The sequence below is a fragment of the Natrinema versiforme genome (assembly GCF_005576615.1).
GTDB lineage: Archaea > Halobacteriota > Halobacteria > Halobacteriales > Natrialbaceae > Natrinema > Natrinema versiforme_A.
On the sequence record NZ_CP040330.1, the window covers coordinates 1,488,793 to 1,512,236 of the forward strand.

Annotated in this window: 21 protein-coding genes; 9 read left to right on the top strand and 12 right to left on the bottom strand. The window is 66.6% G+C overall.

Annotated elements, in window-relative coordinates; genetic code table 11:
* Positions 1-21 precede the first annotated feature (21 nt).
* Together FEJ81_RS07240 and FEJ81_RS07245 are read right to left on the bottom strand one after the other, a co-directional pair.
* On the bottom strand, positions 22-1,719 hold the full coding sequence (locus tag FEJ81_RS07240) for a Na+/H+ antiporter NhaC family protein (RefSeq protein ID WP_138244654.1): 1,698 nt from the start codon (positions 1,717-1,719) through the stop codon (positions 22-24).
* Between the two features lie 144 nt (positions 1,720-1,863).
* A complete protein-coding gene (locus FEJ81_RS07245; protein ID WP_138244655.1) occupies positions 1,864-2,976 on the bottom strand; it encodes an OBG GTPase family GTP-binding protein in 1,113 nt (370 codons plus the stop codon).
* Between the two features lie 220 nt (positions 2,977-3,196).
* Here FEJ81_RS07245 and FEJ81_RS07250 point away from each other — a divergent pair, with 220 nt between their 5' ends.
* The 3 genes from FEJ81_RS07250 (at position 3,197) to FEJ81_RS07260 (ending at position 5,928) form a co-directional block, all read left to right on the top strand.
* On the top strand, positions 3,197-4,831 hold the full coding sequence (locus tag FEJ81_RS07250) for a hypothetical protein (protein WP_138244656.1): 1,635 nt from the start codon (positions 3,197-3,199) through the stop codon (positions 4,829-4,831).
* A 144-nt stretch (positions 4,832-4,975) separates the two neighbouring features.
* On the top strand, positions 4,976-5,209 hold the full coding sequence (locus FEJ81_RS07255; protein WP_138244657.1) for a UPF0058 family protein: 234 nt from the start codon (positions 4,976-4,978) through the stop codon (positions 5,207-5,209).
* Between the two features lie 515 nt (positions 5,210-5,724).
* On the top strand, positions 5,725-5,928 hold the full coding sequence (locus FEJ81_RS07260; RefSeq protein ID WP_138244658.1) for a VNG_1110C family protein: 204 nt from the start codon (positions 5,725-5,727) through the stop codon (positions 5,926-5,928).
* A gap of 70 nt (positions 5,929-5,998) precedes the next feature.
* Here the strand turns inward: FEJ81_RS07260 and FEJ81_RS07265 are convergent, their stop codons facing one another.
* Positions 5,999-7,318 carry a tRNA(Ile)(2)-agmatinylcytidine synthase gene (locus FEJ81_RS07265; protein WP_138244659.1) on the bottom strand — a complete coding sequence of 440 codons (1,320 nt, stop codon included), beginning with the start codon at positions 7,316-7,318 and terminating at the stop codon, positions 5,999-6,001.
* A 167-nt stretch (positions 7,319-7,485) separates the two neighbouring features.
* Between FEJ81_RS07265 and FEJ81_RS07270 the strand changes: the two genes are divergently transcribed.
* The gene (locus tag FEJ81_RS07270) at positions 7,486-8,451 is read left to right on the top strand and encodes a transcriptional regulator (protein ID WP_138244660.1); all 966 of its coding nucleotides are present in this window, start codon (positions 7,486-7,488) and stop codon (positions 8,449-8,451) included.
* Between the two features lie 58 nt (positions 8,452-8,509).
* Here the strand turns inward: FEJ81_RS07270 and FEJ81_RS07275 are convergent, their stop codons facing one another.
* Both FEJ81_RS07275 and FEJ81_RS07280 read right to left on the bottom strand, forming a co-directional pair.
* On the bottom strand, positions 8,510-8,767 hold the full coding sequence (locus FEJ81_RS07275; RefSeq protein WP_138244661.1) for a glutaredoxin family protein: 258 nt from the start codon (positions 8,765-8,767) through the stop codon (positions 8,510-8,512).
* A gap of 136 nt (positions 8,768-8,903) precedes the next feature.
* Positions 8,904-10,340, bottom strand: a complete 1,437-nt coding sequence (locus FEJ81_RS07280) for an NCS2 family permease (RefSeq protein ID WP_138244662.1) — start codon at positions 10,338-10,340, stop codon at positions 8,904-8,906.
* A 182-nt stretch (positions 10,341-10,522) separates the two neighbouring features.
* Between FEJ81_RS07280 and FEJ81_RS07285 the strand changes: the two genes are divergently transcribed.
* Positions 10,523-11,185, top strand: a complete 663-nt coding sequence (locus FEJ81_RS07285) for a potassium channel family protein (protein ID WP_138244663.1) — start codon at positions 10,523-10,525, stop codon at positions 11,183-11,185.
* A gap of 223 nt (positions 11,186-11,408) precedes the next feature.
* Here FEJ81_RS07285 and FEJ81_RS07290 read toward each other — a convergent pair whose 3' ends face one another.
* A complete protein-coding gene (locus tag FEJ81_RS07290; RefSeq protein ID WP_138244664.1) occupies positions 11,409-12,518 on the bottom strand; it encodes a DNA methyltransferase in 1,110 nt (369 codons plus the stop codon).
* Positions 12,519-12,629: 111 nt separating this feature from the next.
* Between FEJ81_RS07290 and FEJ81_RS07295 the strand changes: the two genes are divergently transcribed.
* On the top strand, positions 12,630-13,763 hold the full coding sequence (locus FEJ81_RS07295) for a glutathione S-transferase family protein (RefSeq protein WP_138244665.1): 1,134 nt from the start codon (positions 12,630-12,632) through the stop codon (positions 13,761-13,763).
* Positions 13,764-13,827: 64 nt separating this feature from the next.
* Here FEJ81_RS07295 and FEJ81_RS07300 read toward each other — a convergent pair whose 3' ends face one another.
* The 4 genes from FEJ81_RS07300 to FEJ81_RS07315 form a co-directional block, all read right to left on the bottom strand.
* A complete protein-coding gene (locus FEJ81_RS07300; protein WP_138244666.1) occupies positions 13,828-14,154 on the bottom strand; it encodes a DUF7535 family protein in 327 nt (108 codons plus the stop codon).
* A gap of 212 nt (positions 14,155-14,366) precedes the next feature.
* Positions 14,367-15,143, bottom strand: a complete 777-nt coding sequence (locus tag FEJ81_RS07305; RefSeq protein WP_138244667.1) for an NAD-dependent epimerase/dehydratase family protein — start codon at positions 15,141-15,143, stop codon at positions 14,367-14,369.
* Between the two features lie 62 nt (positions 15,144-15,205).
* Complete coding sequence (locus FEJ81_RS07310) at positions 15,206-16,219, bottom strand: alcohol dehydrogenase catalytic domain-containing protein (protein WP_138244668.1); 1,014 nt, start codon at positions 16,217-16,219, stop codon at positions 15,206-15,208.
* Positions 16,220-16,343: 124 nt separating this feature from the next.
* Positions 16,344-17,627, bottom strand: coding sequence for a DUF7405 family protein (locus FEJ81_RS07315; protein ID WP_138244669.1), 1,284 nt, complete (start codon positions 17,625-17,627; stop codon positions 16,344-16,346).
* Between the two features lie 85 nt (positions 17,628-17,712).
* Between FEJ81_RS07315 and FEJ81_RS07320 the strand changes: the two genes are divergently transcribed.
* Complete coding sequence (locus FEJ81_RS07320; protein ID WP_138244670.1) at positions 17,713-18,165, top strand: SRPBCC domain-containing protein; 453 nt, start codon at positions 17,713-17,715, stop codon at positions 18,163-18,165.
* A 50-nt stretch (positions 18,166-18,215) separates the two neighbouring features.
* On the opposite strand, the gene FEJ81_RS07325 is transcribed toward FEJ81_RS07320, so the two are convergent.
* A complete protein-coding gene (locus FEJ81_RS07325; protein WP_138244671.1) occupies positions 18,216-18,872 on the bottom strand; it encodes an HAD family hydrolase in 657 nt (218 codons plus the stop codon).
* A gap of 166 nt (positions 18,873-19,038) precedes the next feature.
* Between FEJ81_RS07325 and FEJ81_RS07330 the strand changes: the two genes are divergently transcribed.
* Both FEJ81_RS07330 and FEJ81_RS07335 read left to right on the top strand, forming a co-directional pair.
* Positions 19,039-20,553, top strand: coding sequence for an HTTM domain-containing protein (locus tag FEJ81_RS07330; RefSeq protein WP_138244672.1), 1,515 nt, complete (start codon positions 19,039-19,041; stop codon positions 20,551-20,553).
* A 158-nt stretch (positions 20,554-20,711) separates the two neighbouring features.
* Positions 20,712-21,326 carry a DUF6735 family protein gene (locus tag FEJ81_RS07335; RefSeq protein WP_138244673.1) on the top strand — a complete coding sequence of 205 codons (615 nt, stop codon included), beginning with the start codon at positions 20,712-20,714 and terminating at the stop codon, positions 21,324-21,326.
* Positions 21,327-21,369: 43 nt separating this feature from the next.
* On the opposite strand, the gene FEJ81_RS07340 is transcribed toward FEJ81_RS07335, so the two are convergent.
* A complete protein-coding gene (locus tag FEJ81_RS07340; RefSeq protein WP_138244674.1) occupies positions 21,370-23,193 on the bottom strand; it encodes a MutS-related protein in 1,824 nt (607 codons plus the stop codon).
* Between the last annotated feature and the right edge of the window lie 251 nt (positions 23,194-23,444).

Consider the following 23,444-nt stretch of genomic DNA (forward strand, 5'->3'; position numbering starts at 1 on the left):
AAACGTGGCGAAGGCGGCGGTCTACTCGGGTCGTTCCGTCGAATCCGAGTCGATATCGCTCTCGGGATCGGCGATGTCCGCGGCCGGGGTCGGCGCGACGGGCTCGAGGCCCTTCCGGTCGGCGTCGAACCGCGAGAGGATGTTGACGAGGCCGACGAGGGCGACGACGCCGAGCGGCAGGAAGACGATTGGCGGGACCCCGAGGTAGCCGTTGAGCAGATAGCAGGTGACGACCACGGCGAAGACGGTCAGCGCGTAGGGCAGTTGCGTGCGCACGTGGTCGATCAGATCCGCACCGCTGAACGTCGCCGAGAGCACCGTCGTGTCGGAGATCGGCGAGGCGTGGTCGCCGAAGATCGCGCCGGAGAAGACGGCACCGACGGCGACCGGAACGAGTTCGAACCCGGTTCCCAGTTCGTAGGCGACCTGTATCGCGATGGGCGTGACGAGCCCCATCGTCGCCCACGACGACCCCATCGTAAAGGCCACGAACGCCGCGGCAATCAGGATGAGGACGGGCAGCAACTCCGCCGAGAGGTAGGGTTCGACCAGACTCGCGACGTAGTCGCCCGTGCCGAGCGTCTCCGCGACGCTGCTGATCGTCCACGCGAGCACGAGGATCGTCACCGCCGTCAGCATGATGCCGAAGCCGTCGATGACGGTGTCGACCCCGTCGCCGAGATCGAACAGGCCGTAGGCGATCCCGATCGCGATCGCCGACACGACCATGGCGAACGAGCCCCAGGTCAGCGCCGTCGCGAAGTCGCCCGCGCCGACGATGTCGATCAGGACCTGCGTGAGCCCCACTTCGTCCGCGGCGGCACCGACCGCCGTCGGCGCTCCCACCTCGGCCTGACTCGAGAGCCACGACTGGTAGCCCGTCCAGAAGGCACCCGCCAGCGTCACCGTGATCAGGACGACGACGGGCGCGAAAAAGGTCCGGAGCATCGGCCGCTCGTCGATCGGCTCGCCCAGATCCTCCTGGACCTTCTGGAGCGGCTGTGCGCCCTCGCGGTTGACTGCACCGGTCGTTCGCGACCGATGCTCGGCGTCTAACATCTCGCCGTAGTCCCGCCCGGACACCACGACGATCCCGACCATGACGATCGCCAGCAGCGCGTAGGTGTTGTACGGGATCGAGTCCACGAACGTCTGGAACGCGCTCGGCGCGTCCGCCGCGACGCCCATGTCCTCGTAGGCGCTGCTGATCAGCGACAGCTGGAACGCGACCCAACTCGAGATGCCGAGCGTTGCGACGGGCGCGGCGGTCGAGTCGACGATGTACGCGAGCTTCTCGCGCGAGACCCGCAGTTCGTCGGAGATCTCGCGCATCGTACTCCCGACGATGGCGGTATTGGCGTAGTCGTCGAAGAACATGGCGAGTCCCAGTATCCACGTCGTTAGCCCGACGGCCCGCTGGGACCGGAGGTTTGCGGTCGCCCACTGGCGGACGGCGATCGCGCCGCCGAGCCGCCAGATGAGCGCGACGCCGGAGCCCAGCAGGAGCGTGAATACGAGGATCTGGACGTGGAAACCATCGTCCGCGATGATCGCGCTGACGATCCAGTCGAACGTCTGTGCGAGGCCGAGGCCCTCGGTGTGGATAACCGCGCCCGACCAAATGCCCAGAAACAGCGAGAGCATCGGCCGGCGGGTCACGATCGCGAGCACGATCGCGAGCACCGGCGGCACGAGCGAGAGCCACCCGATATCAACCATAGCTACCTAGTCATCGGGCCGCCGGATATTCTTGATCGTTCCGATCCGAATAGTGTCGATTCAACGATCGTACTCGATGGAATACCGGCGATGGTCGAGGATCGATTTCCGAAATAGTCCCTGAATCGCCCGATATAGCGCCGGTTACCGCCGCAGAATCAGCTTCAGCACGTCCTCGTCCTCGAGGACGTGATCCGTTCCGACCTGCTGTTGATCGTGGGCTGCGCTGGGGCCGGTCACCCGGGCGAAGCGGAACCGCTCTTCCATCTCGCCGCCGAGTTTCTCGATGGCCTCGCCGACGGTGGTTCCCTTCGGGACGACGAGGGGTTCCTCCCAGTCGATGCCGCGGCCGGGCTTCTCCATGTAGACTCGGATCAGTCCGAGTCGTTCCCAGATGCGGTCTTTGAGCACGTCGAGCCCCTTCTCTTCCTCGGCGCTGATAAAGGTGACCTCCTCAGGGTCTAAGTCGCGCTGGCGCAACTGCTCGTCGACCGTCTCCTTGTAATCGGGATCGATCAGGTCGACCTTGTTGACGCAGGTGATCGAGGGGATGTACTCCCGGTTGTCCATCAGGCCGTCGACCAACCGGTCGATCGAGACGTTCTCCTGGAGGTTGACGACGGCGTTGACGTAGCCGTGTTCGCGGATGACCTGCTTGATCGTCTCCTCGTCTAGGTCTTGGTCGGTACTCGAGGTGATCTTGATGCCGTCTTTGATCTTCGGACGGACCGTGACTTTCGGGGACTCCTGATCAACGCGGATGTTGATGTCGTACAGCTCTTCTTGGAGCCGATCGTACTGCTCGAGTTCGAACACCGAGAGCATGTAGATGATGAGGTCGGCGTTGCGGACGACCGCCAGCACCTGCTGGCCGCCGCCCTTGCCCGCCGCCGCGCCCTCGATCAGTCCCGGCACGTCGAGCATCTGGATGTTCGCGCCGCGGTGGTTCAGCATCCCCGGGTTGACATCGAGCGTCGTGAACTCGTAGGACCCCGTCTCGCTTTCGGCGTTGGTCAGCGAGTTCAACAGCGACGACTTGCCGACGCTCGGGAATCCGACCAACGCGACGGTCGCGTCGCCGTGTTTCTCGACGGAATACCCGCCGCCGCCGCCCGATCCGGACTGCTGTTTCTCGAGTTTTTCCTTCTTCTCCGCGAGCTTCGACTTCAGCCGGCCGATGTGGGCCTCCGTCGACTTGTTGTAGGGCGTATTGGCTATTTCGTCTTCGATTGCCTCGATTTCATCCTCGAGCCCCATTTGTCAGTATGCAACCGGTCGCGCCGAAAAACCCTTTCGAGACACGCGTTGAGAACGCGCGGCGACGGCTGCCGATCACTCCGTCTCGAGTCGACTCGAGGGACACCGTCTGCGGTGTCGGCTCTGCTCTTCCCGGCGAATTGAACAATCGTTTCCTCGATTTCGTTCCTATTGCCAATATTGTATTAGCTATACCGTCTTGTGGGACATATGATAGCATATGCGCAGGCGAGAATACGTTACGGCGGTGGGGAGTAGCGTGGGTGCCCTCGCGGCGACGGGGGTGGGACACGCCCAGACGGGATCGCTCGAGCGGGTCTGCCCGGCGGCGACCGCGACGACGGTCAGGCCCGGCGACGACGTGGTCTTCGAAGCCGCGGCGTCTCCGGGTGTCGAACCGCAGGCGGCCGACTGGCGGGTCGACGGTCCGGACGGGGACGCTATCACGCCGTACGACCCGTTTTACAGTTACACCTACATCACGGGCAATCCGGCCGCTTACGGTCAGTTCGACGAGTCTGGAACACACGAGGTCAGCGTGACCGTCGACGGCACGACCGTTATCTGGACGGTCGAGGTCACCGAGAGCGCGCCGGACCCGCCGAACGCTGATGTGACGTGTGATCCGGGACCGGACGCCACGATCACGGTCCGCGACGAGGTCGACGTGACCGCGTCGGCTGCCGACGATTTTGGGCGTCTCCATCGGCTCTTCTGGCAGGAAGGGCGCAACGCCACGTACGTCGACCGGACCGACCTCTCGGGCTCGACGGGGACGGTCACGTATTCGACGACCGGCGGCAACGCGATCTGGTTCATCGGCGGCTATCCGATGATCGCGTGGGTCGCCTGCCGGGACGGCCGGTTGGCGTCCGTCCGTACCGAGGGGCCGTCGGTCGTCGCGTTCCGAAACGTCACGATCACCGGCACGAACGCGCCGGTCCACGCGGGCGAGGACCTCGTCGTCGAGGCCGAGATCGACGCCGAGGGCGATTCCACCTATCACGGGTTCGTCGACGTCGAAGCGGACCTGATCGTCGGTCACGACCCCACGCACGTCGACAGTCGGACAGTCGAAGTGTTCACCACCCAGACCGAGACCGTCGACCTCGAGTTCACGACGGCCACCGTGCGCAACACGCAGACGTTCCCGGTCCGCGTCGAGACGGCCCACGCCGCTTCCGAGACGGACGTGACCGTCATCGGAACCGAGGACGACGGGACGCAGGGCAACCTCGAGGTGACCGGGCTCGAGACGAACGCGCCGGTGACCGGCGGCGAGTGGCTCGAGGTGACGGCCACGCTCGCGAACACGGGCGACGGGCCGGCCGACCGGGACGTGGAACTCGTCGTCGGCCGCGATCCGACGACGGTCGATACGCAGGGCGTGACCGTCGGCGCGGGCCAGACGACGACGGTCTCGCTGGGCTACGAGATCTATCCCGTCCGAAACGACGACGAGTTCCCTGTCCGGGTGGGAACGGGCGACGACACCGCCTCGCGGACGGTCCTGGTCTACGGACGTGACGGGAACGACGGTGGTGATGGTGAGCCGTCGTTCGCGGTGTCGATCACCGGAACGAACGCGCCGGTGACCGGCGGCGAGTGGCTCTCGGTGACCGCCGCCGTCGAAAACGTCGGCGACGCCGCCGGCACGCACGACGTCGAACTCGTCGTCGGCCGCTCGCCCGAAGTGGTCGACGCCGCGAGCGTGAGCCTCCCGCCCGGCGGGACGGGAACGGTTTCGCTCGGCTACGAGACCTACCCGGTGACCAACGACGACGTGTTCCCGGTGATGGTTCGGTCGCCCCACGCGAGCGACACGCGAACGGTGACGGTCCACGGAACGGGCTGAGATCGGTCCGATCGGCCGCGAACGTCGAGTGGGCGCTCGAGGCCGGATCCGGGGCCTCGAGTCCCGAACCCGGATCGGCCGGCGGCGGGGTTACTCTTTCAGGCCGAAGGTTCAGGAGGGAGAGTCCACTGGCGGTTCGTGGCGATGCGTCACGACGAATGGATGAATCTCCACGCGTTACTGCGGGAGATACGAGACGATATGGAGCACCGAGGGGATATCTCTCCGGATGCGTTCGCGGCGTACGACTATCAACACGCTCGACCGAAGCACCTCCACCGACAGAAAAAGGAGCACAAGCGAGCGACGCGGCTCCTCCTCTGGGGGATCGTGCGGTCGATCGAGACGAAGAGCGACCTCGCCGTGGTGCGCCGCTGAGGTCGAGTCGGTTCGGATCGGTGTAGGGACATCACGCGGCAAAAGGGTATTGTCGGTCAGCGATCGCCCTCGTACGGTGGTACTCTGAACGCGCCGGGTAGCGTCGTCGGTTCACCAGCGAATCGGAGTCGCCGGTCACTCGCGGTAGCACGAGCCGACGCCGGTCCGTTCCCGATCGACTGGGATCTCATCCGCCCGGGATCCGGTCACCCCGGATTTCGGGAACGGACAATCGTATGTGTGCTACCAACTCGCATAGTTGGCCTGCATGCCAGCGCCGGCACAACCATATCAGCGTATAGCGGCGCTCTAACGCCGAATTAACTGGTCGGTACAGTAGTCGAACAGCTGGTATACGATCGGACAGGCACGGTGTTTCAGTGACCGCACGCTACCGAAAGTCGGCCTCGAGAAGCGGCCGAAACGCGATATATCCTGGTGCTACCACACGGGTCCATTACCGATGCAAACGGGACTTCGACACACATAAACGCCGGGCGACGGATTCTAGATGTATGTCAAACGCGTCGCAGCTGCGTGACAGCACCCAGATCGTCCTTCCACGGGCGGCGCTCGAGGGGCTCGAGTCGCGGCTCGACGACGAGTTCACGGTCACCGTCTTCCCGGACGGTGAGGACCGCTGCCGGATCATCGGCAGCCCCGTCGAGATCAAGGAAGCGAGCGAGTTCCTCGCTCGACAGGGCGTCAGCGTGCGCTGATCGGGTTTCGCCGAGTGCGGCGGTTCCGTTCGTGTTCTGTTCTCGAGTTCGGTCGTCTCCAGTCTCGCCGTCACCGCTCCGGATGCGTCGGCGCGTCGAACCCGCCCCGGACGAGTGGCTTCGCGACGTGCCGACGCGCACACGGCGGGACCTCGTACCAGCCCTCCTCGAGGTCGCGCTCGAGCGGTCGCTCCGCTTTCCCCGCCGTCCCGGTTCCGCAGTCCCGACAGCGATAGCCCTGATTCCGGCCTGCGCTCTTCATCGTCCGTCCGCAGTCGGGACAGGTCGGCGTGACCCGCTCGGTGCGGACGAGTTCGCGGACGGCGAACTTCTCGAGTTTGAGCGTGCCGCTTGCAACCTCGCCGCAGGCGGTGATTCGGTCGCCGACGCACAACTCCCGCACCCGATCTCGGAATCGTTTCGTCGGCTCGAACGCCGCACAGGTGAGCCGTTCGGGTGCGCTCTCACCGTCTTCGTCTCCGCCGCCTCCACCCGTCGGTTCCGGTGACTCGAGGTCGACGAAGACGTGACCCCCGCGCCGGGTTTCGGGCTCGCTCGCGACCCGCCCCTCGAGCCGGTAGGCCCGCCCGTCCTCGATAGTCGCGATCGAGCCGTCCCGGAGGTGGATGTCCGTCCCCTGATTCGTCAGAAACAGCTGGCTCGCGGCGACGGGTTCGCTCTCGATCCGCTCGGCGACCGCCCGGACCGCGGCCCGCTCGTCGCCGCGGATCCCGTGCAGGATCGGGCCGGGCGTGTGCGGCACGCAGACGGTCTCGTCCTCGCCGCGGTCGACGGTGTCCCACACCTCGGGATAGCCCCGATCCGCCGCGGCGAAGACGCTCTCGTGGTCCACCTCGCGGGCGGTTCCCCACCGCTCGGACTCGCGATAGGAGATATACTCGTGCGTCCACTCCTCGAGGGCCGCCCACGCGCCGACAGCGGCCAGCGCGCCGATCCGGCCGCGGCCGTTTCCGGCGTGCCACGACCGATAGCCGTGGCGCTCGATCGCCGCCGCGGCGTCGGCCGGCTCGAGGTGATCGCGGATCGCACTCCACGCGAACTGCTCGATGTCGTCGGGGATCGCGCCCGCTTCGGTGGCGTGGTCCGCGACGACGAGCCCCGGATGCGTCCGCTCGTCCGCGGTTTCGGCCAGCGACTCGAGCCGGTCGCGGGCGACGGCCTCGGCGCGGTCGGGATCGCAGTCGGTGTGGATCGCCAGCGCGGCGTTGCCTCTCGTCTTGTATTCGACAGCGGGATTGAGCCGGACGAGGAGGAGTCGCTCGATCGCTGCCCCCTCGCGGCGCAGTCGCTCGGCGATCGTCGCGGCGACGTAGGTCGTACACATCCCTCGCTCTCGCGAGTCGGTATCGTCGATCCCGACGACGGTCATCGGCGGCTCTTGGCGGGGGATCGGGTAACCCCTTTCGGGACGCCGCGCCGTCGCCGACAGGCGGAACCTGATATATAAGTATACTCCCGATACGGGGACGAATCGCGACACGGCACCCGGGCATCACGGGGAAAACGTCTTATATGAGGAATCGCTTACAACCCCGTATGTCCCGCTCCGCGCTAGTCGGCAACGTAACCGCGATGTTAGAGGACGCGGGATTCATGGTCAGTGATCGGTGTGCGATCCGACCGAAGAGCTTCGATATCGCCGCGCGCTGTGGCGAGGACCTGATCCTCGTCAAGATCCTCGCGAACATCGACGCGTTCAACGAGGCGACGGGCCAGGAGATGCGGCGACTGGGGACCTACCTCAACGCGACGCCGCTAGTCATCGGCCTGCGCAGTCGCGACGAGGATCTGAAACCCGATGTCGTCTACTTCCGACATGGCGTCCCCGTGTTCAGCCCCGATACGGCGTACAACCTGTTCATCGAAGAGGTTCCGCCGCTGATCTACGCCGCTCCCGGCGGCCTCTACGTCAACATCGACGGTGACCTGTTAGCCGACGAGCGAGAGGACCGCGACTGGAGTCTCGGCCAACTCGCCGGCGAACTCGGCGTCTCCCGACGGACCGTCTCGAAGTACGAGGACGGGATGAACGCCTCCGTCGAGGTCGCGATGGCGCTCGAGGAGATGTTCGAAGCGCCGCTGACGAGTCCCGTCGACGTACTCGAGGGGGCCGACGATGTCCACGAGAGCGAGGCAATGCCGGACGACCCCGAAGCGGATCCGGACGACGAACAGGTCGTCGCCGTGCTCACGCGGGCCGGCTACAGCGTCCACCCGACGGCTCGGTCGCCGTTTACGGCCGTCAGCGAGGACGAAGACGACAGCGAGATCGTCCTGACGGGTCACTCGAAGTTCACGAAGGCCGCGGAGAAACGCGCCCGGATCATGAGTTCGATCGGGCAGGTCACCCGCACGCGATCCGTCTACGTCGTCGACCGCGCGAAACAGGAATCGGTCGACGGCACCGCGCTGGTCGAGCGCGACGAACTCGCGAAGTTCCGGAACGCCGACGACCTCCGGGATGTCATCCGGGAGCGCTCCGAGTACGAAGAAGCGGTCTGAAGCCCGATACGCGCTGTTCGGCTCGTTTTACAGTCGACGCCAAGCCACCGAGACGTCGTCACGCCGCGCCGGTGCCGTAGGTCTCCTCGAGATACTCGACGATATCGTCGCTTTCGGGCATGCCTTCGATGCCGTTCGCTTCGTCGACGATGACCGGGACGCCGGTCTGGCCGCTGACTTTTTCGACTTCCGTGCGCTCGTCGTGCGAGCGGGGGACTTCGATAACGTCGTAATCGACCTCGAGGTCGTCGAGTTTCGAGCGGACTTTGGCGCAGTACGGACAGCCGGGAAGCTCGTACATCGTGATGTCTGCCATGCGGGGATATTGCCGCGGAAGACGTATCAGCCCACCGGTCGGCCGGGCGATTGCCGGAGCCGAGGCGGTCAGGACGCATTCGTCGTTCGGCGTCGGGGCGCGTATGATCGACGGAAAGGCGGACCAAACTGCTCCGTTAGAACGAGAGCATTTCGGCGTCGACGGCGAAGAAGACGGCGAAGTAGAGGATGAACGCGACGGCGAGTGCCCACTGGCCGAGCGAGACGTCGTCGGCTTCGCCCATCGAGGCCTTGACGAGCGGGTAGCTCATGATCCCGGCGGCGAGCCCGTTCGAGATCGACGTGGTCATCGGCATGACCGTGATCGTCAGCCCGCCCGAAATCGCCCACGCGGGGTGTTGCCAGTCGATGTCGGTGACGCCCTGTAGCATGATGATGCCGACGACGACCAGCGCGAGGTAGGACGCGTACTGCGGAATCGCGCTGATCAGCGGCACGAGAAGCAGGGACACCAAGAAGAGGAGGCCGACGACGAGCGCGGTGAATCCGGTCCGGCCGCCCTCCTCGACGCCAGTCGAGGATTCGATGTAGGTCGTCACCGTCGAGGTCCCGATCATCGCCCCGACAGTGGTCCCGATCGCGTCGGCCATCAGCGGCTTCTCGATCTCGGGGAGGTCCCCGTTCTCGTCGAGGAAGCCCCCGATCTGGGAGACGCCGATGAGCGTCCCGGCCGTGTCGAAGAAGTCGACGAAGAAGAACGTGAAGACCACGAGCACGAAGACGAGCGGATCGTCAGTGATCATCCCGAGCCCGTCGACGAAGCCGGCGACGAGCGGCGTGAAGTCGTACTGAACGTTCGCGATCAGACTCACAAGCCCCTCGTTGCTGACCTGCTCGTAGCTCCCCGGCGGCGTGAGCGTTCCCGGCGAGACGACGTCGAGGGCCGTCAGCAGCCAGCCGGCGACGGCGGTGGCGAGAATTCCGATGACGATCGAGCCCTGAATCCCGCGGGCGTGGAGGATGAGCATTAGCGCGAGTCCGACGACCGAGAGCGCGGCGACGGCGCTCGTCGCGACGTTGCCCATCGTCACGAGCGTGTCGGGGTCCGCGACGACGATCTGCATCTCCTGGAGTCCCAAGAAGAGCAGATAGACGCCGATACCGGCCCCGACGGCGAACTTGACGGGTTCCGGGAAGAGTTCGATGATGTACCGGCGCGCGCCGATCGCAGTCAGGACGATGAAGACGATCCCTTCGACGAAAACCGCCGCGAGCGCGACCTGCCACGGCACGCCGAGGCTGAGGACGACCGTGTACGCGAAAAAGGCGTTCAGTCCCATCCCCGGCGCGAGGCCGAACGGCCTGTTCGCCCAGAACGCCATCACGAAGATCGCGACCGCCGACGAGAGAATCGTCGCGACGGTGATCATCTGCGTGACTTCGCCCGAACTGTAGCCCTCGAGCGCGATCGCCTCACCGAGGATCGCCGGATTGACGACGATGATGTAGGACATCGCCAAGAACGTCGTCAGCCCCGCGATCGATTCGGTCTCGAGGTCGGTATCGTGCTCGTCGAAGCCGAAGAACGCTGCGAGTGTCTCGATAGCCCCCATATTGGATGCTCGAGCATAACCACACCGGTTAGTTAAACGTTCTTGTCCGCATTGACGCGCTGTGTATACACGCTTGTGGATAGAATAGTGAGTAGACCCGACGGCTCGCTCGCCGGTCGACTCGTGTCGGCAGGAGGTGACGGGACGAACGTATTTCACCCCCGAGCGCGTACCGTGGTACCATGAGGTTTGTCATCGTGGGATACGGTCGGGTCGGCTCGCGGACGGCAACCATCCTCGCCGAGGAGGGACACGAGGTCGTCATCGTCGACAACGACGCCGACCGCATCGAACGCGCGAGCGACGAGGGGTTCGAGACGGTCCGGGGCGACGGGGCCGACGAAGACGTACTCGTCGACGCGGAGATCGGAACCGCCGACGCGATCGGTGCGTTCACGCCCGATCTCAACGCCAACTTCGCGGCGTGTATGGTCGGCACCCACCACGGCTGTCGGACCGTTCTGCGGATCGACGAGGACTACCGCGAGGACATCTACGAGAAGTACGCCGAGGAGGTCGACGAGATCGTCTATCCCGAGCGGCTGGGCGCTGCGGGCGCGAAGACGGCCCTGCTCGGCGGCGACTTCAACGTCGTCGCCGATCTCGCTGCGAACCTCCAGTTGACCGTCCTCGAGATTCGGGAGGGGTCGCCGGCGGTCGGCAAGCGGATGAGCGAACTCGAACTGCCCGAGTCCGCACGGATCTACGCCCACGGGCGCGCACGTGAGCCGCTGACGATCCCGCTGCCGGGCACCGAACTCGCGGTCGGCGACGAGGTCGCGGTCATCACCGAGACCGATCGCGCGTCCGCGGTTCGATCCGCGCTGTTGCCCGCAAGCGCCTGACTGTGCTTTCGACTCGGTCTTGTCGCTGCGCTCGAGCGAAGCCACTGGCGCTTCCGAAAGGGTAGAAAACCGGGAGCAGGCGCGCTGACGGCTGGGATGGGGGGAGGGGTGGGGAGACCGCCGCGCGCCTGTTCCTTTCGTCACACCGGGAACTAATAAAACCGCGTCAGACGATCGACGGACGAGAGTCAGACATCGCCGCCGGCGCGCTCCAGAACGCGGTTCAGGTCCCGTCCTCGAGACGGAAGACGAGCACGTTCTGGTGGACCATCGAGGGGACAAAGGAGAACGGGTAGCCGTAGACGTGGAGGTCCTTCGTCGGATCGTACCAGATCAGGTTCGCCGCGAGCGAGAGCGGTGCGGTCGACTCGATCGCCCGCGCGAGATCCGCCGAGAGGAACTCGTAGGACTGCTCGCGGTACATGTCGCCGATGAAGACGACGACGTGGCCGTCCGGCGCGACGGCCTCGGTGAATCGGTCGAACTTCGCGGCCATGTCGTCGAGCCACGCTTCTTTCGTTTGACGTTCGTCGGGCCCGTCGTCCGTCTCGAGACCGGCGTCGTCGGCGTCGGTGGCGGTACCAGCAGCACTATCGCCTTCGAGATCGCCACCGGCGGTCGCGGCCGCGGCCGCGCCGTCGAACGACCCCAACTTGCTCTCGCGGGTCTCGCGTTCGTTGCGCGTCTGCTCGAGTTCGTCCATGTGCCAGTAGGGGACGTCGGTCAGCAGGAGGTCGACGGAATCGTCGGGGACGTCCTCGATCAGGTCGGCGCAGTCCCCGTGTCGGAGTTCCTGTTCGGCCAGCGGCGGCTCGCCGCGGGCGCGGCGCTCGTCGTTTTCCTCCGCGAGGACTTCTCGGTAGATCTCGATCCACCGCTCGGTGCGCTCGAAGCCGATGGCCTCCCGGAGCCCGGTCCCCTCGTGTTCGCAGAAACTCGCGCCGAGCAAGGTCCCGCCGACGCCCGCGAAGGGGTCGAGGACGGTATCGCCGGCCTTGCTGAACCGGTCGATCAGGTCCGCACAGAGCCGCGGCGGTTTCTGGCCGCCGTGTTCGCTGCGCAGGTCGTGTTGGACCGCGGGCGGGTAGCTCTCGGCGATCACGGACTTCGTGGCGTACTTCCACTCCTTGCCCGTGAGGTCGTTGACCCGATTGCGCTCGTCGTAGACGCCGCGGCCCTCGACGTAGCGCTGGTGATCGGCCAACTCGTCGGTATCGATCACCTCGCCGTCCTCGACCGGGAGGGACTCCTCCCGCGCGCGGTTGGCGTCGAACGCGCCGTCCTCGTCCGTGAACAGGCGGCTCTGGCGGTGTCGATCCCCGTCGTCTGCCATACCTCGAGTGCTCACGGGAGTCGCTTAAACGCTTGTCTTCGTCCACCGCCGCTCGAGCCGGTGACGCGAGTGTTAGCGAGACCATTTGAACGTCCCGGCCCTACCTCGGGTATGAACATGCTCGTCGACGGCGAGTGGCGGACGGACGCGTACGAGTCGACCGGTGACGACGGCTCGTTCGAACGCCAGACGACGCCGTTCCGCGACGAAATCCGCGATGAGCCGAACGCTCGATTCCGACCCGAGGCGGGTCGGTATCACCTGTACGTCTCGCTGGCCTGCCCGTGGGCGCATCGAACGCTCGTGACGCGAGCGCTGAAGGGCCTCGAGGACGCGATCTCGGTCTCGATCGTCGACCCCTACCGCGGCGAGGGCGGCTGGCAGTTTACCCCCGAAAAAGAGGGCTGTACACCCGATCACGTCCACGACGCGGATTTCCTCCGGGAGCTATACGTCCGCGCGGATCCGGACGCGACCTGCCGTGTGACGGTACCGGTACTCTGGGACACGCAGGAAGACACCATCGTCAACAACGAGTCCGAAGAGATCATGCGGATGCTCGACACTGAGTTCGACGACTACGCCGATCGAGACGTCGATCTCTACCCCGAGGGCTACCGCGACGACATCGACCGGATCATCGACGAGATTTACGACCCGATCAACAACGGCGTCTACCGCGCCGGCTTCGCCACGAAACAGGGCCCCTACGACGAGGCGGTCGACGACCTCTTCGCCGCGCTCAACCACTGGGACGAGGTGCTTGCCGACCAGCGGTATCTCGCGGGCGATCGGCTCACCGAAGCCGACATCGCGATGTTCACGACGCTCGTCCGGTTCGATACCGTCTATCACACGCACTTCATGTGTAACGTCCAGTACATCCGGGAGTACGACAACCTCTGGCCGTACCTCCGGGATCTCTACCAGACGGGCGTTCCCGACCAGCGGGAGGGAACGGAACCGCGAGCGGGGAGCGGTGCGAGACGCGACCGCGGGGAGCGTCTCGACGGAGCGAACGGGGAGGAACGATCCGTGAGCGACGCGACCCGCGAGCACGGCGTCGCCGAGACGGTGAATATGGACCACATCAAGGAACACTACTACACGACCCACCCCGACGTGAACCCCCACCGGATCGTCGCTCGCGGGCCGGACCTCGCGTTCGAGGCCCCCCACGACCGCGACGACCTCCCGGGCGGCCCGCCGTCGGACCTCGTCGCAACGGCGAACGCCGACGACTAAGCGAGAGTCGGACTCGAGCGAGCGATCGAAAGCGCGGCGAAAAAACGAGAGACGGGACGACGGCTTACGATTCGGCGGCCGTCTGGTCGGCTTCGGCTTGGCCGACATCTTCGGCGTCGGTTTCGGTGTCCCCCTCGTCGGCGTCGACCGACTCGGTATCGGCTTCTTGCGTGTTTCTCGAGCCGTCGTGACCGGTCTCGCGCCGCCAGTTTTCGAAGCTGTGTTCGAACTCGTCTTCTGCCACGAACACCTTCCAGAGGATCCACGCCGGGACGAGCACCGGTATCATCGGAATCAGGACGATTACGAGTATCGCCGCCATGATGTAGCCGAACAGGGACATCTGGGTGTTCGGCCCGTAGCCCGACGACTCGGACACCTTGGTTGACATGTGCGGCGCTACGAACGTGTCGGTATTCCGTCTTTCGATTCGATGGGTCCTCGCGGGAACGAATTCGGCCGAGAAATCACTGATCCGTGACACGTCGACGGGCGTGATCTCGGGAGACGAGCGACGATCGATCGTTTCGAGCAACGGCCAGTGATTCGCACTCCTGACGCCATCAAAACGGGAGTCCGTCGACTCGAGCCCGTTGGGCCCGCTCAGTCGTCGCTCAGAACCGCCTCGGAGTCGTCCTGCGGGCGGTAGCCGAGATCGAGCATGGTCTCGGTGAGCGAGAGGAAGCGCTCGGAGTTGTCGGAAACGCCGTGGGCGATCAGGGGCGAGTCATCGAGCGTCGTCGTCGCCGCCGCGTTGAGCACCCGTCGGCAGTCGCCGGGGCTGAGCCACATCGCGCGGGCGTAGCGCTCGCCCGCGGCGTCTCGCTCGTCGCAGATCTCCCGGAGTTCGTCGCGAGTGAGCAGCCAGCCGATCCGCAGGTTCACCACGTCGAACCCGTGTCGCTTGGCGTAGTACGACCCCATCGCCTCGCCGAAGACCTTCGTGACGCCGTAGTACGTGTCGGGGTTCGTCGGATCGCTCGGCCGGACGGCGTCGGGGCTGCCGCCGGTCGACTCCGGCCGGATCGCCGAGGCGGTGTTCGCCATGTTGACCGCGTGGTTCGAACTCGCGAAGACCACCCGCTCGAGGTCGTTCTCCTCGGCGGCCTCGAAGGCGTTGTACACTCCCTCCACGTTCGGGCCGCTGACCTCGTCCCACTCGGCCCGCGGCGAGGGGTTGGCCGCGAGGTGGATCAACACGTCCTGGCCCTCGAGGGCGTCGATGAACTGCTCGCGGTCGGTGATCTCGATGGGGTCTGCGTCCAAGTCCTCGGTCTCGCTGTGGGTGAACAGCGTCAGATCGTACTCGTCGTCCGGGAACGCGTCGATGGCCTCTCGGCCCACGTTACCCGCCGCACCGGTGATGGCGATATTCGTCATACGGACCATACAGCAACGGTGTAGAAATAATTCGGGGCGGCGCGTTCCGGTCTGACGCCGGCCTACGGCTCGACGACGATCTTGCCGACGCTCTCACGATCCTGCATCGCCGCGAAGGCGTCGTCGGTGTCCTCGAGCGCGTACGTCTCGTCGATTTCGGGGTCGAGTTCGCCGTCGGCCGCGAGGTCGACGAGCCGTCGCAGGTCGTCCTGCGTTCCCATCGTCGAGCCGACGATGCGTTTGTGGCCGAGGAAGAGGTTCGCCACGTCGACGGTCGACTCGTTGCCCGCCGTGCGGCCGCAGATCGCCATCGTCCCGCCGCGACGCATGACGGACTGTCCGAGTCGGGTGAACTCGCCGCCGAGGTGGTTGATGACCGCGTCCGGCGCGCCGATCTCCTCGACTTCGCCGCGAATCTCGTCGATATCCGTCGATTCGATCCCGTGATCGAGCCCGAGGTCGCGCACCCGCTCGAGTTTCTCGGCCGACGAGGACGTGCCGATCGTCTCTGCACCGAAGATGGCTGCGAGTTGGATCGTCGCGACGCCGACGCCCCCGGTCGCACCGGGGACGAAAACGAAATCGCCGGGACCGACCTCGGCCCGCCGCAGCATGTGGAACGCGGTCATGTACGCCGTCGGAATCGCGGCGGCGGTCGCCGCGTCGACGTCGTCGGGCAACGGAATCAGCCGATCGGCCCGCACGCGGGCGGTTTCGGACAGCCCGCCGTGATAGAGCGAGAACCGTTCGCAGGTGTTCTCCGGGCCTTCGCGACAGAACCGACAGGAGCCACACGTCTCGTTCGGGCAGAGAACGACCCTGTTGCCGGGCTCGAGCCCCCGAACGTCCGCGCCGACCTCGCTCACGACGCCGGCCACGTCGAGTCCCGTGACGAACGGCAGGTCGTCGGCGTCGACCATCGCCGAATCCCCCTCGAGAATCCAGAGATCGTGGCGATTGATCGCGCAGGCCTCGACGTCGACCAGCGCCTCGTCGGGGCCGGGTTCGGGTTCGTCGCGGTCGATCACGTCCACTCCCTCGGGACCGATCAGATCGGTAAACGCTGCGGCTCGCATCGGTTTTCGACTCGACCTCGAGGGCAAAGACCCTAGGGAAGGCGGCACTGCGGTCGGGACCTCGAGGCGGTTCCGCACATCGATGTCGGCGATCAGCGCCGCTCGATCGGTCGATCGGTCGCCGTTAGGCCGATTCCGAATTCGGCGCTGGCAAGGCCCGGAGCCCGCGCGGCGGCACGAGGTAGTTCGCCCGGTTGCGGACCCTGATGTACTGGAGGATGCCGTTGTTCGTCCGCGAACTGATCGAGCCGTCGGTGAGGTCGCTCCCGGTCATCGCGTTGCGCGTTTTCACGAAGTCCGCGATTGAGCGCTGCAGCGAGAGGAAGTGAGTGGCCGCCGCGTCGTCGTCGGTCGAATCGAAGTCCCGGCGGAGGATGATCGGCTCGCCGTCCTCGCGGGCTCGAGCCGTCTTCTGGGCGTGGCCGACCGTTCCGCGTCGCGCGTCCTCGGCCGCGTCGCCGCCGACCTCGGCGATACGACTCGAGTCGCCGAGGTTGTCCCCGGCCCCGTCGACGAGCCCCTCGTCGGCGTGGGTCGGCGAGAACATCTTCGAGACCCGGATATCGCGGCTGTCCTGTTCGTACCACTGGTGGAGGTGTAGCCGGATTTTCGAGAGGTGGATGGTCGTCCCGCCGGCGAAGGGACCGTCCCGAATCGTCACGCGGTCCTCGCTCGCCTGCGTCTTCCTGAAGCCGGATTTGAACCCCATGAACATCGGCGCGTCGTCGGGAACCGGCTCGCTGTCCGGGATGCCGCTGACGCCGGACTGGCGATCCGCCGGGAGGCCGCGGCCGATGAATCCCGTTCGGCGCTCGGCTACGTCGAAGACCCCCTCGAGGGTGCCCTCGACCTCGAGCCCGTTGAGTTCCTCGAGGTCGCCTTGCAGCGCCTCTTCGGCGCTCAGCGTGACGTGGCCGTAGTCGCTGGCCAGATGGATCAGGGCGTCGTACTCGTCGAGTTCGGGGTCCTCGATCGGCGCGAGCGCTTCGGGATCGGGCAGGTCGACGCTTTCGGGAAGGTCAGTCTCGAACCGATCGAAGTACGCCGGACCGTAGCCGATCGTAAACGCCAGTCCCTCGTTCCCGCGTTTGTACGCTTTCTCGAGGGTTTGGAACGCGGTCTCGAGTTGCTCGCGTTCGTCTTCGGCGTCCGCTGGCCCGTCGCCGACGTACTCGAGGCCGAGCAGGAGGTGGTGTTCGGGCGGCTCGATGTTCCCGTGGTCGTCCTCGGCGAGGAACTCGTTCCACGCGTGCTGGCGGTCGGGAAGTTCTTCGGGGCTGAGCGCGGCCTGTGGCACGTCCTCGGTCTCCTCGCGCTGGAGGCAGGCGGCGAGCGCGCTCGCACCGCCGATGGCGACGGCGCTGCGGACGAACGCGCGACGCGAGAGCCCGCGGTCCGGACCGTTCATACACGACCCTCGGTGGTTCGCGACTAAGGCTATTGCGGTCACACCGACCGGTACAGCCATCCGTCTGAGAGTGGTACATTCTCGCATGAATCAGGTCGAAGTGTTCGTCGAGATCGACGCCCCGCCGGCGGCCGTCTGGGACGCGCTGCTCTCGTTCGACACCTATCCCGAGTGGGACCCGATCCGTCGCACGATCGAGGGGGTCGCCGTCGACACGGCGGGACGCGAGGGCAGCGCCGAACCCGCCGATCTCACCCGGCTACTCGACGGACCGATGGCCGTCACCGTCGACCCTCACAGACGACTCGGCTGGCTCGACCGGCTCGTGGTGCCCTTCGCGTTCGACCGCTACCACGAGTTCCACCTCGTGCCGATCGACGACGGCGAGCGAACGCGACTCCTCCAGCGGGAGACGGTCCGCGGCGCATTCGCCCCGCTCACGTTCGACGAGGGGCGCGTGGAACGGGCGTTCATCGAGATGAATGACGCGATCGCGGCCCGGGCCGAACGCCGGACGAGCGCGAGCCCGATCGCCTGATTCCTGCTCCGTACTCGGTCACGCCTGTCGAATCAACCCCGCCCGAGCGATCAGACCAACTCGAGCAGCGCCTCGAGGGACTCGATTTCGTGTGCCGGCTCGCTCGAGAGGGCGTACTCCCTGCGGTGATCCCGCCGGATGAACGCCGCGTCGATGCCGGCCGCGTCGGCCGCGGCGATGTCGACGCGACTGTCCCCCACGAACAGCGGGTTCTCGACCGCGAGATCTGCCAGCGCCCGCTCGAGGTAATACGGCGTCGGCTTCTTGCGCTCGATGCCCTCGAGGGTCGGCTCGCGGCCGTACCAGACATCGACCGCGAGGTCGCAGTGCTCGAGGACGTTCCCGATCGTCTCGTGTTGGTTGTTGCTGACGATCGCCGTCGGGGTCGACAGCGACTCGAGCGTCGCGACGTCGTCGTAGTGGCGTTTTCGACCGGCCCGAAGCTCGGCGAGTTGGGCCGCGATCGCGGCGTCTTCGCGGGCGCGCCAGAGGTCGTCGAGATCGATACCGTGGTGGTCAGCGGTTCGACGCAGCGAGGTCACGTCCGGACTGAGCAACGTCTCGATGTGGTCGGCGGGCGGATCCGTGACGCCGACGCTCTCGAAGGCGTCGGTCATCGCGTCGATCAGTACGTCCCGATCCGTCGGCGTCGTCAGGACGCCGTCGTTGTCGAAGATGACCGCGTCGTACGCCGTTTGGGCACCCATGTGGCCTGTCGTAGGACCGGGGGGATTTCGGCGTTGTGTCGGACAGCGACTGAGGTTTCTCCTCACTTGCCCGATCCGACGCCCCGCCTCGGTCCCTACCTATCGGGCGACGAGAAAATACTTATACATCGCTTGACAACCCGCGAGCCACTTCACTGGTCCCGCTATGACAACCGCCCGATCCGATTCCGCGACGCCGACCGACGATCCCGTGACGACGCTCGAGTCGCTCCGGGCGGTCGTCAGGTCGCGTCTCGGAATCGATCCGCGGGCGCTCGCCGCGTTCCGGATCGGGCTGGGACTCGTCGTCCTGTTCGATCTGCTCTTGCTTCGGCTCCCGGGACTGGTCACGTTCTACACGGACGAGGGGGTCCTCCCCCGCTCCGCTCTCAGGGAGGTGTCGCCAGCGCTCGCGAAGTGGTCCCTTCACGCCCTCTCGGGCTCCGCGTGGGCACAGGGGCTCTTGCTCGCGATCACCGGTCTCTTCGCGACGTGCGTGCTTGTCGGCTACCGCCACCGGCTCGCGGCCGTCGGCGCGGCGCTGCTCCTCGCGTCGCTTCACGCCCGCAACCCGTATCTGGTCAACGGCGGCGATACGATCCTCATCTCGCTGCTCCTCTTCGCGGCCGTCCTTCCGCTCGAGGCCCGGTGGTCGCTCCGTCCGCGTCGACTCGAGTTCCGGTCCGCGAGCGGGGACGATCCTCGCGTAGTTTCGACGGCGACCGCGATCCTCTGCCTGCATATCGTCGTCATCTACGCGATCAATGCGATCCTCAAGTTCCGGAGCGACGCGTGGCTGTCCGGCGTGGCCGTAAAGCGGATCTTCCGACTCGAGGACTTCATCGACCACGCGGGGCCGACGATCGCGGAGTTCCCCGCTCTCCTGACCGCGATCAACTGGCTCTGGATCGCGGTTCTCGCCGCGTCGGTGCTGCTCGTGGTCGCGCCCGGTCGGCTCCGGACCGCGACCGTCGCCGCGTTCGTCGGCGCTCACCTCAGCATGGCGGCGACGATGCGTCTGGGTGCCTTCCCGTTCGTCATGGTCGCCGTCCTGCTCGTCTTCCTCCCGCCGCCGGTCTGGGACCGAATCGAGCGCTTCGTTTCGGCGAGTGGGCTCGAGGGGCGTCTCGAGTCCCGCGCGGTCAGAGGGGAGTCTGGAGAAACGGGGAAGACGGTAGCCGAGTCAACGGTCTCACCGCGCGTTCGGCGCGGTACCCGACTCGCCGCGGCGGGGCTTCTCGTCTGTCTCTTCCTCGCCGTGGTGGGCTGGCAGGTCGCCGCGGCGGGACTCGTCGATACTCCGGCCTCGAGCGACGACGGCGCGCTGGGGAGCGCGAGTTGGGCCTTCTTTGCGCCCCAGCCGCCCGACTCCTACAGCTGGTACGTCGTCGAGGCGACCCCCGAGTCCGGAGAATCGACCGATCTGGTCACCGGCGATCCGGCGACGTTCGACCGCCCGGACAACGCAATGGATCGATACCCGACGACGCTCTGGAAGCGGTACGGGACGAAGGGACAGGGGGCGGGCGACGCCGCCCTCGAGTCGGCGGGCGCGTACTTCTGTGACCGCGCCCCTGCCGGGACCGAGTCGGTGACGATCTATCGCGTCGAACAGCCGGTCGACGCGGACGGGCCGGTCGGCGAGCCGATCCCCCACGAGACGGTTACCCGTTCGTGTTGATCTCCGGTGCCGGTGGCGAGACGGGATCCGACGCCGGAACACCGATCCCGTCCGTAGGTTCAAGTACGGACGGGCGACCAGACCCGCCGTGAGCCACGAGATGAGTCCCGACTCGCGCGTCGCGCAGTCCGATTCACGCCGTTCCGGTCGGGTGGACGATGGGCCATAGGGCGCTCGTCGCCTACCGGCGGCCGGATCGCCTCTACGACCTGCGGTACAGCCACTGGGGCGGCGAGGCGCTGTCGCTCGCCGACGAGATCACGGCGACGACCCCGCTCGCTGACGGTGCGATCGAGGGGTCCCTGCTTGCGGACTCGATCACTCGCGACCGCATCCTGCAGGACTTCCTCGATCCCTGCGTTCACGAGGCGCTCTATCTCGTCGCGCCGGCCGACGACTACGCGGTCGACGCCTACCGGGTCTGCTGGCTCGAGTGGGGTGACGGCCGCGACGACGGCCGGGGTGCGATCGTCGCCGCCCGGGCCGACGACGGGGGCGGAGCCGGGGCCGGGACCGAGGGCGAGCGTATCGAGACCTGGTTTCGCGCGACCAAGACCGCGCTGGCCGATATCATCGAGATGGGCGCGCTCTCGCGGCGGGCCGCACAGGCGTACCTCGAGGCCCGCGTCTGCGAGGATCAGGACGGCATCCTCTACACGTACGGCGAGTCGGTCGAGGACTCGTCGTACACGCCGACGCCCGATCGCTGGCTCGAAGAGGAGCGTCGAGAGCGCGACGAGCGGACGGACGGCTCTGGAGAAACCGACGAGTGAGCGGTGCGAGGACGAACTGGAAGACGGCTCGGCTTCGAGAAACTCACTCGCCGGTGGTCCAGCGCGCGTCCGCGAGCGTCCGCTGGACGACCTCGTCGCCCACCGCTTCCGCTAAGGTCTCGAACCCGGCGCGCTCGCTCCGGTCGCCGGCGTTCGCGACCAGCCGCGAGACGATGAACTCCGGCGTCGAGCGGCCCACGGTGTCGAACCGGGGCTGGTAGTCGACGAGCAACTCGAGGTCCGGGTTCAGTCCCTCCGCGAAGATGCCGTCGACCCGCGCCTCCGGCGGGAGCGGCTCTAAGTCGTCCGCGAGGTGGGTGACGAACACACCGAGCGCCTCGCGGTCGACGGAGAGCGTGACGAGGCCGTGGAGGAGGTCCGCCGCGCTGCCCGGCTCCGTGATCGCCTCGAACTCGTCGACCAGCATCAGGGTCCGTCCGCCTGTCGAGAGCGGCGGGACGATCGACTTGAGCGTCGACTCGAGGACCCCGGCGTTGAAACTCGCGTGCCGGCGGTGGAAGACCAGCGAGTCGACCGGCGTCACCTCGGCCCGATCCGCGGGGACCGGCAGCCCCATCGTCGCCAGCAGGACGACCTGACACAGCGTCTCAAGCAGGGTCGTCTTCCCGCCGCTGTTGGCTCCAGTGAGGACCGCGACCCGCTGGTCGCCGGGGACTGATCCGACGCCCTCGGGGACGCTCGTCACGCCGTGCTCGCCGAGGCCATAGGTGACCGGTTGGACCGACTCCCCGTCGTGTGCGGCGAGCGTGAGGTTGCGCGCGTTGACGACGGACACCGCGGCGTCGTCGGTTCGCCCAGTGCGTGCGCTCTCGTCTTCCGAGCCGCTCCGTGCCTCGCTCTCCACGAACACGGGACGGGTACAGTCGTACTCGAGCGCGAAGCGAGCCAGCGAGAGGTGCAAGGCGATGTCGTCGACCGCTGCGACGGCCCGGTCGATCGCATCGCGGGCCGTTTCGAGCGTTTCCTCGAGGTCGCTCGCGACGGCCTGTTCGCGCTCGTCGACTGCTTCCGTGAGATCGCTCCGGAGCGTTCGCAACGTGCCGCCGACGAAGTCGGTCGCATCCGTCGCGTCGGTGGGCATCGCGTCCCGAACGCGATCGATCGTCGCGTCCGTCTCGTTCAGCACGTGGTCCTCGAAGGACTGCCGGAATCCCTCGGCGTCGTGGACGCCCGCCGAGCGCAGGTCGTCGATCAACGCGAGCGCGTTCGCGTCCATGTCCTCGATCGCGCCCAGATCGTCCCGGAGCCGGTCGAGTTCTGCGTCGGCACCGTCTCGAACCCTGCCGCCGTCGAGCGCCGCCAGCGCCTCGGCGGCCTTCGCGAGCGTTTCCGCCTCGAGGTCCGCGATCGCGGCGAACGGGCCGGAGTCGACCCCGGCCTCGAGCAGCGCCAGCGCGGCCTCGACGGCCGCGTGCTCGCTCCCATCGCGCTCGTCGTAGCGCTCGTAGGCCTCGAGCACGGCGGTCCGATCGGCCTCGGCGAGGTCGGCCCACGCGTCCCGGGCCGCGAGCACATCGTCGAGTCGCGATTCCATCGCCTCACGGCCGTCGAGCGGTGTGAGCACCCGGATTCGATCGGCCGCCCGTTGAGTGACTGCGTGCTCGACCGCGAGATCCAGTAGCTCCTTGTAAGCCGACCGCGCGTCGCTGGTCGAGAGGATATCCATGCCAGCGCCGCCGGTCGCCCGCCGGAGGATACGGGTCGCGCGGCCGCGAGCGAGTCCGGCGTCCGCGAGCGCCCGCACGTCGCCGCTCTCGATCGCCCGGATCGCCGCCTCTCTCCCTAACTCGTCGACCAGCGTCTCCCGCGTCTTCGGGCCGACCCCCCAGTACTCCTCGAGTCGCATACGTGGTGACTCGTGGCGACTGTCTTGAACGCTGTGTCATGTTGCCGCGCGCCGGTCCATGGGAGACGCTGGTATCGACCGCGCCCGTTCGGAATAGCCGACATCCGCTCGAGCGAACCGGTCCGCTGTACGTTCGCGTGTCGGTACACGTCCGTCCACAACATATACACGAATGTGGGTATGTTTCTCCTCGAGGGGGAGTCGAAGAAGCACAAACACGGGGATTTTTATCGGCTCGGTGCCCTACTGAC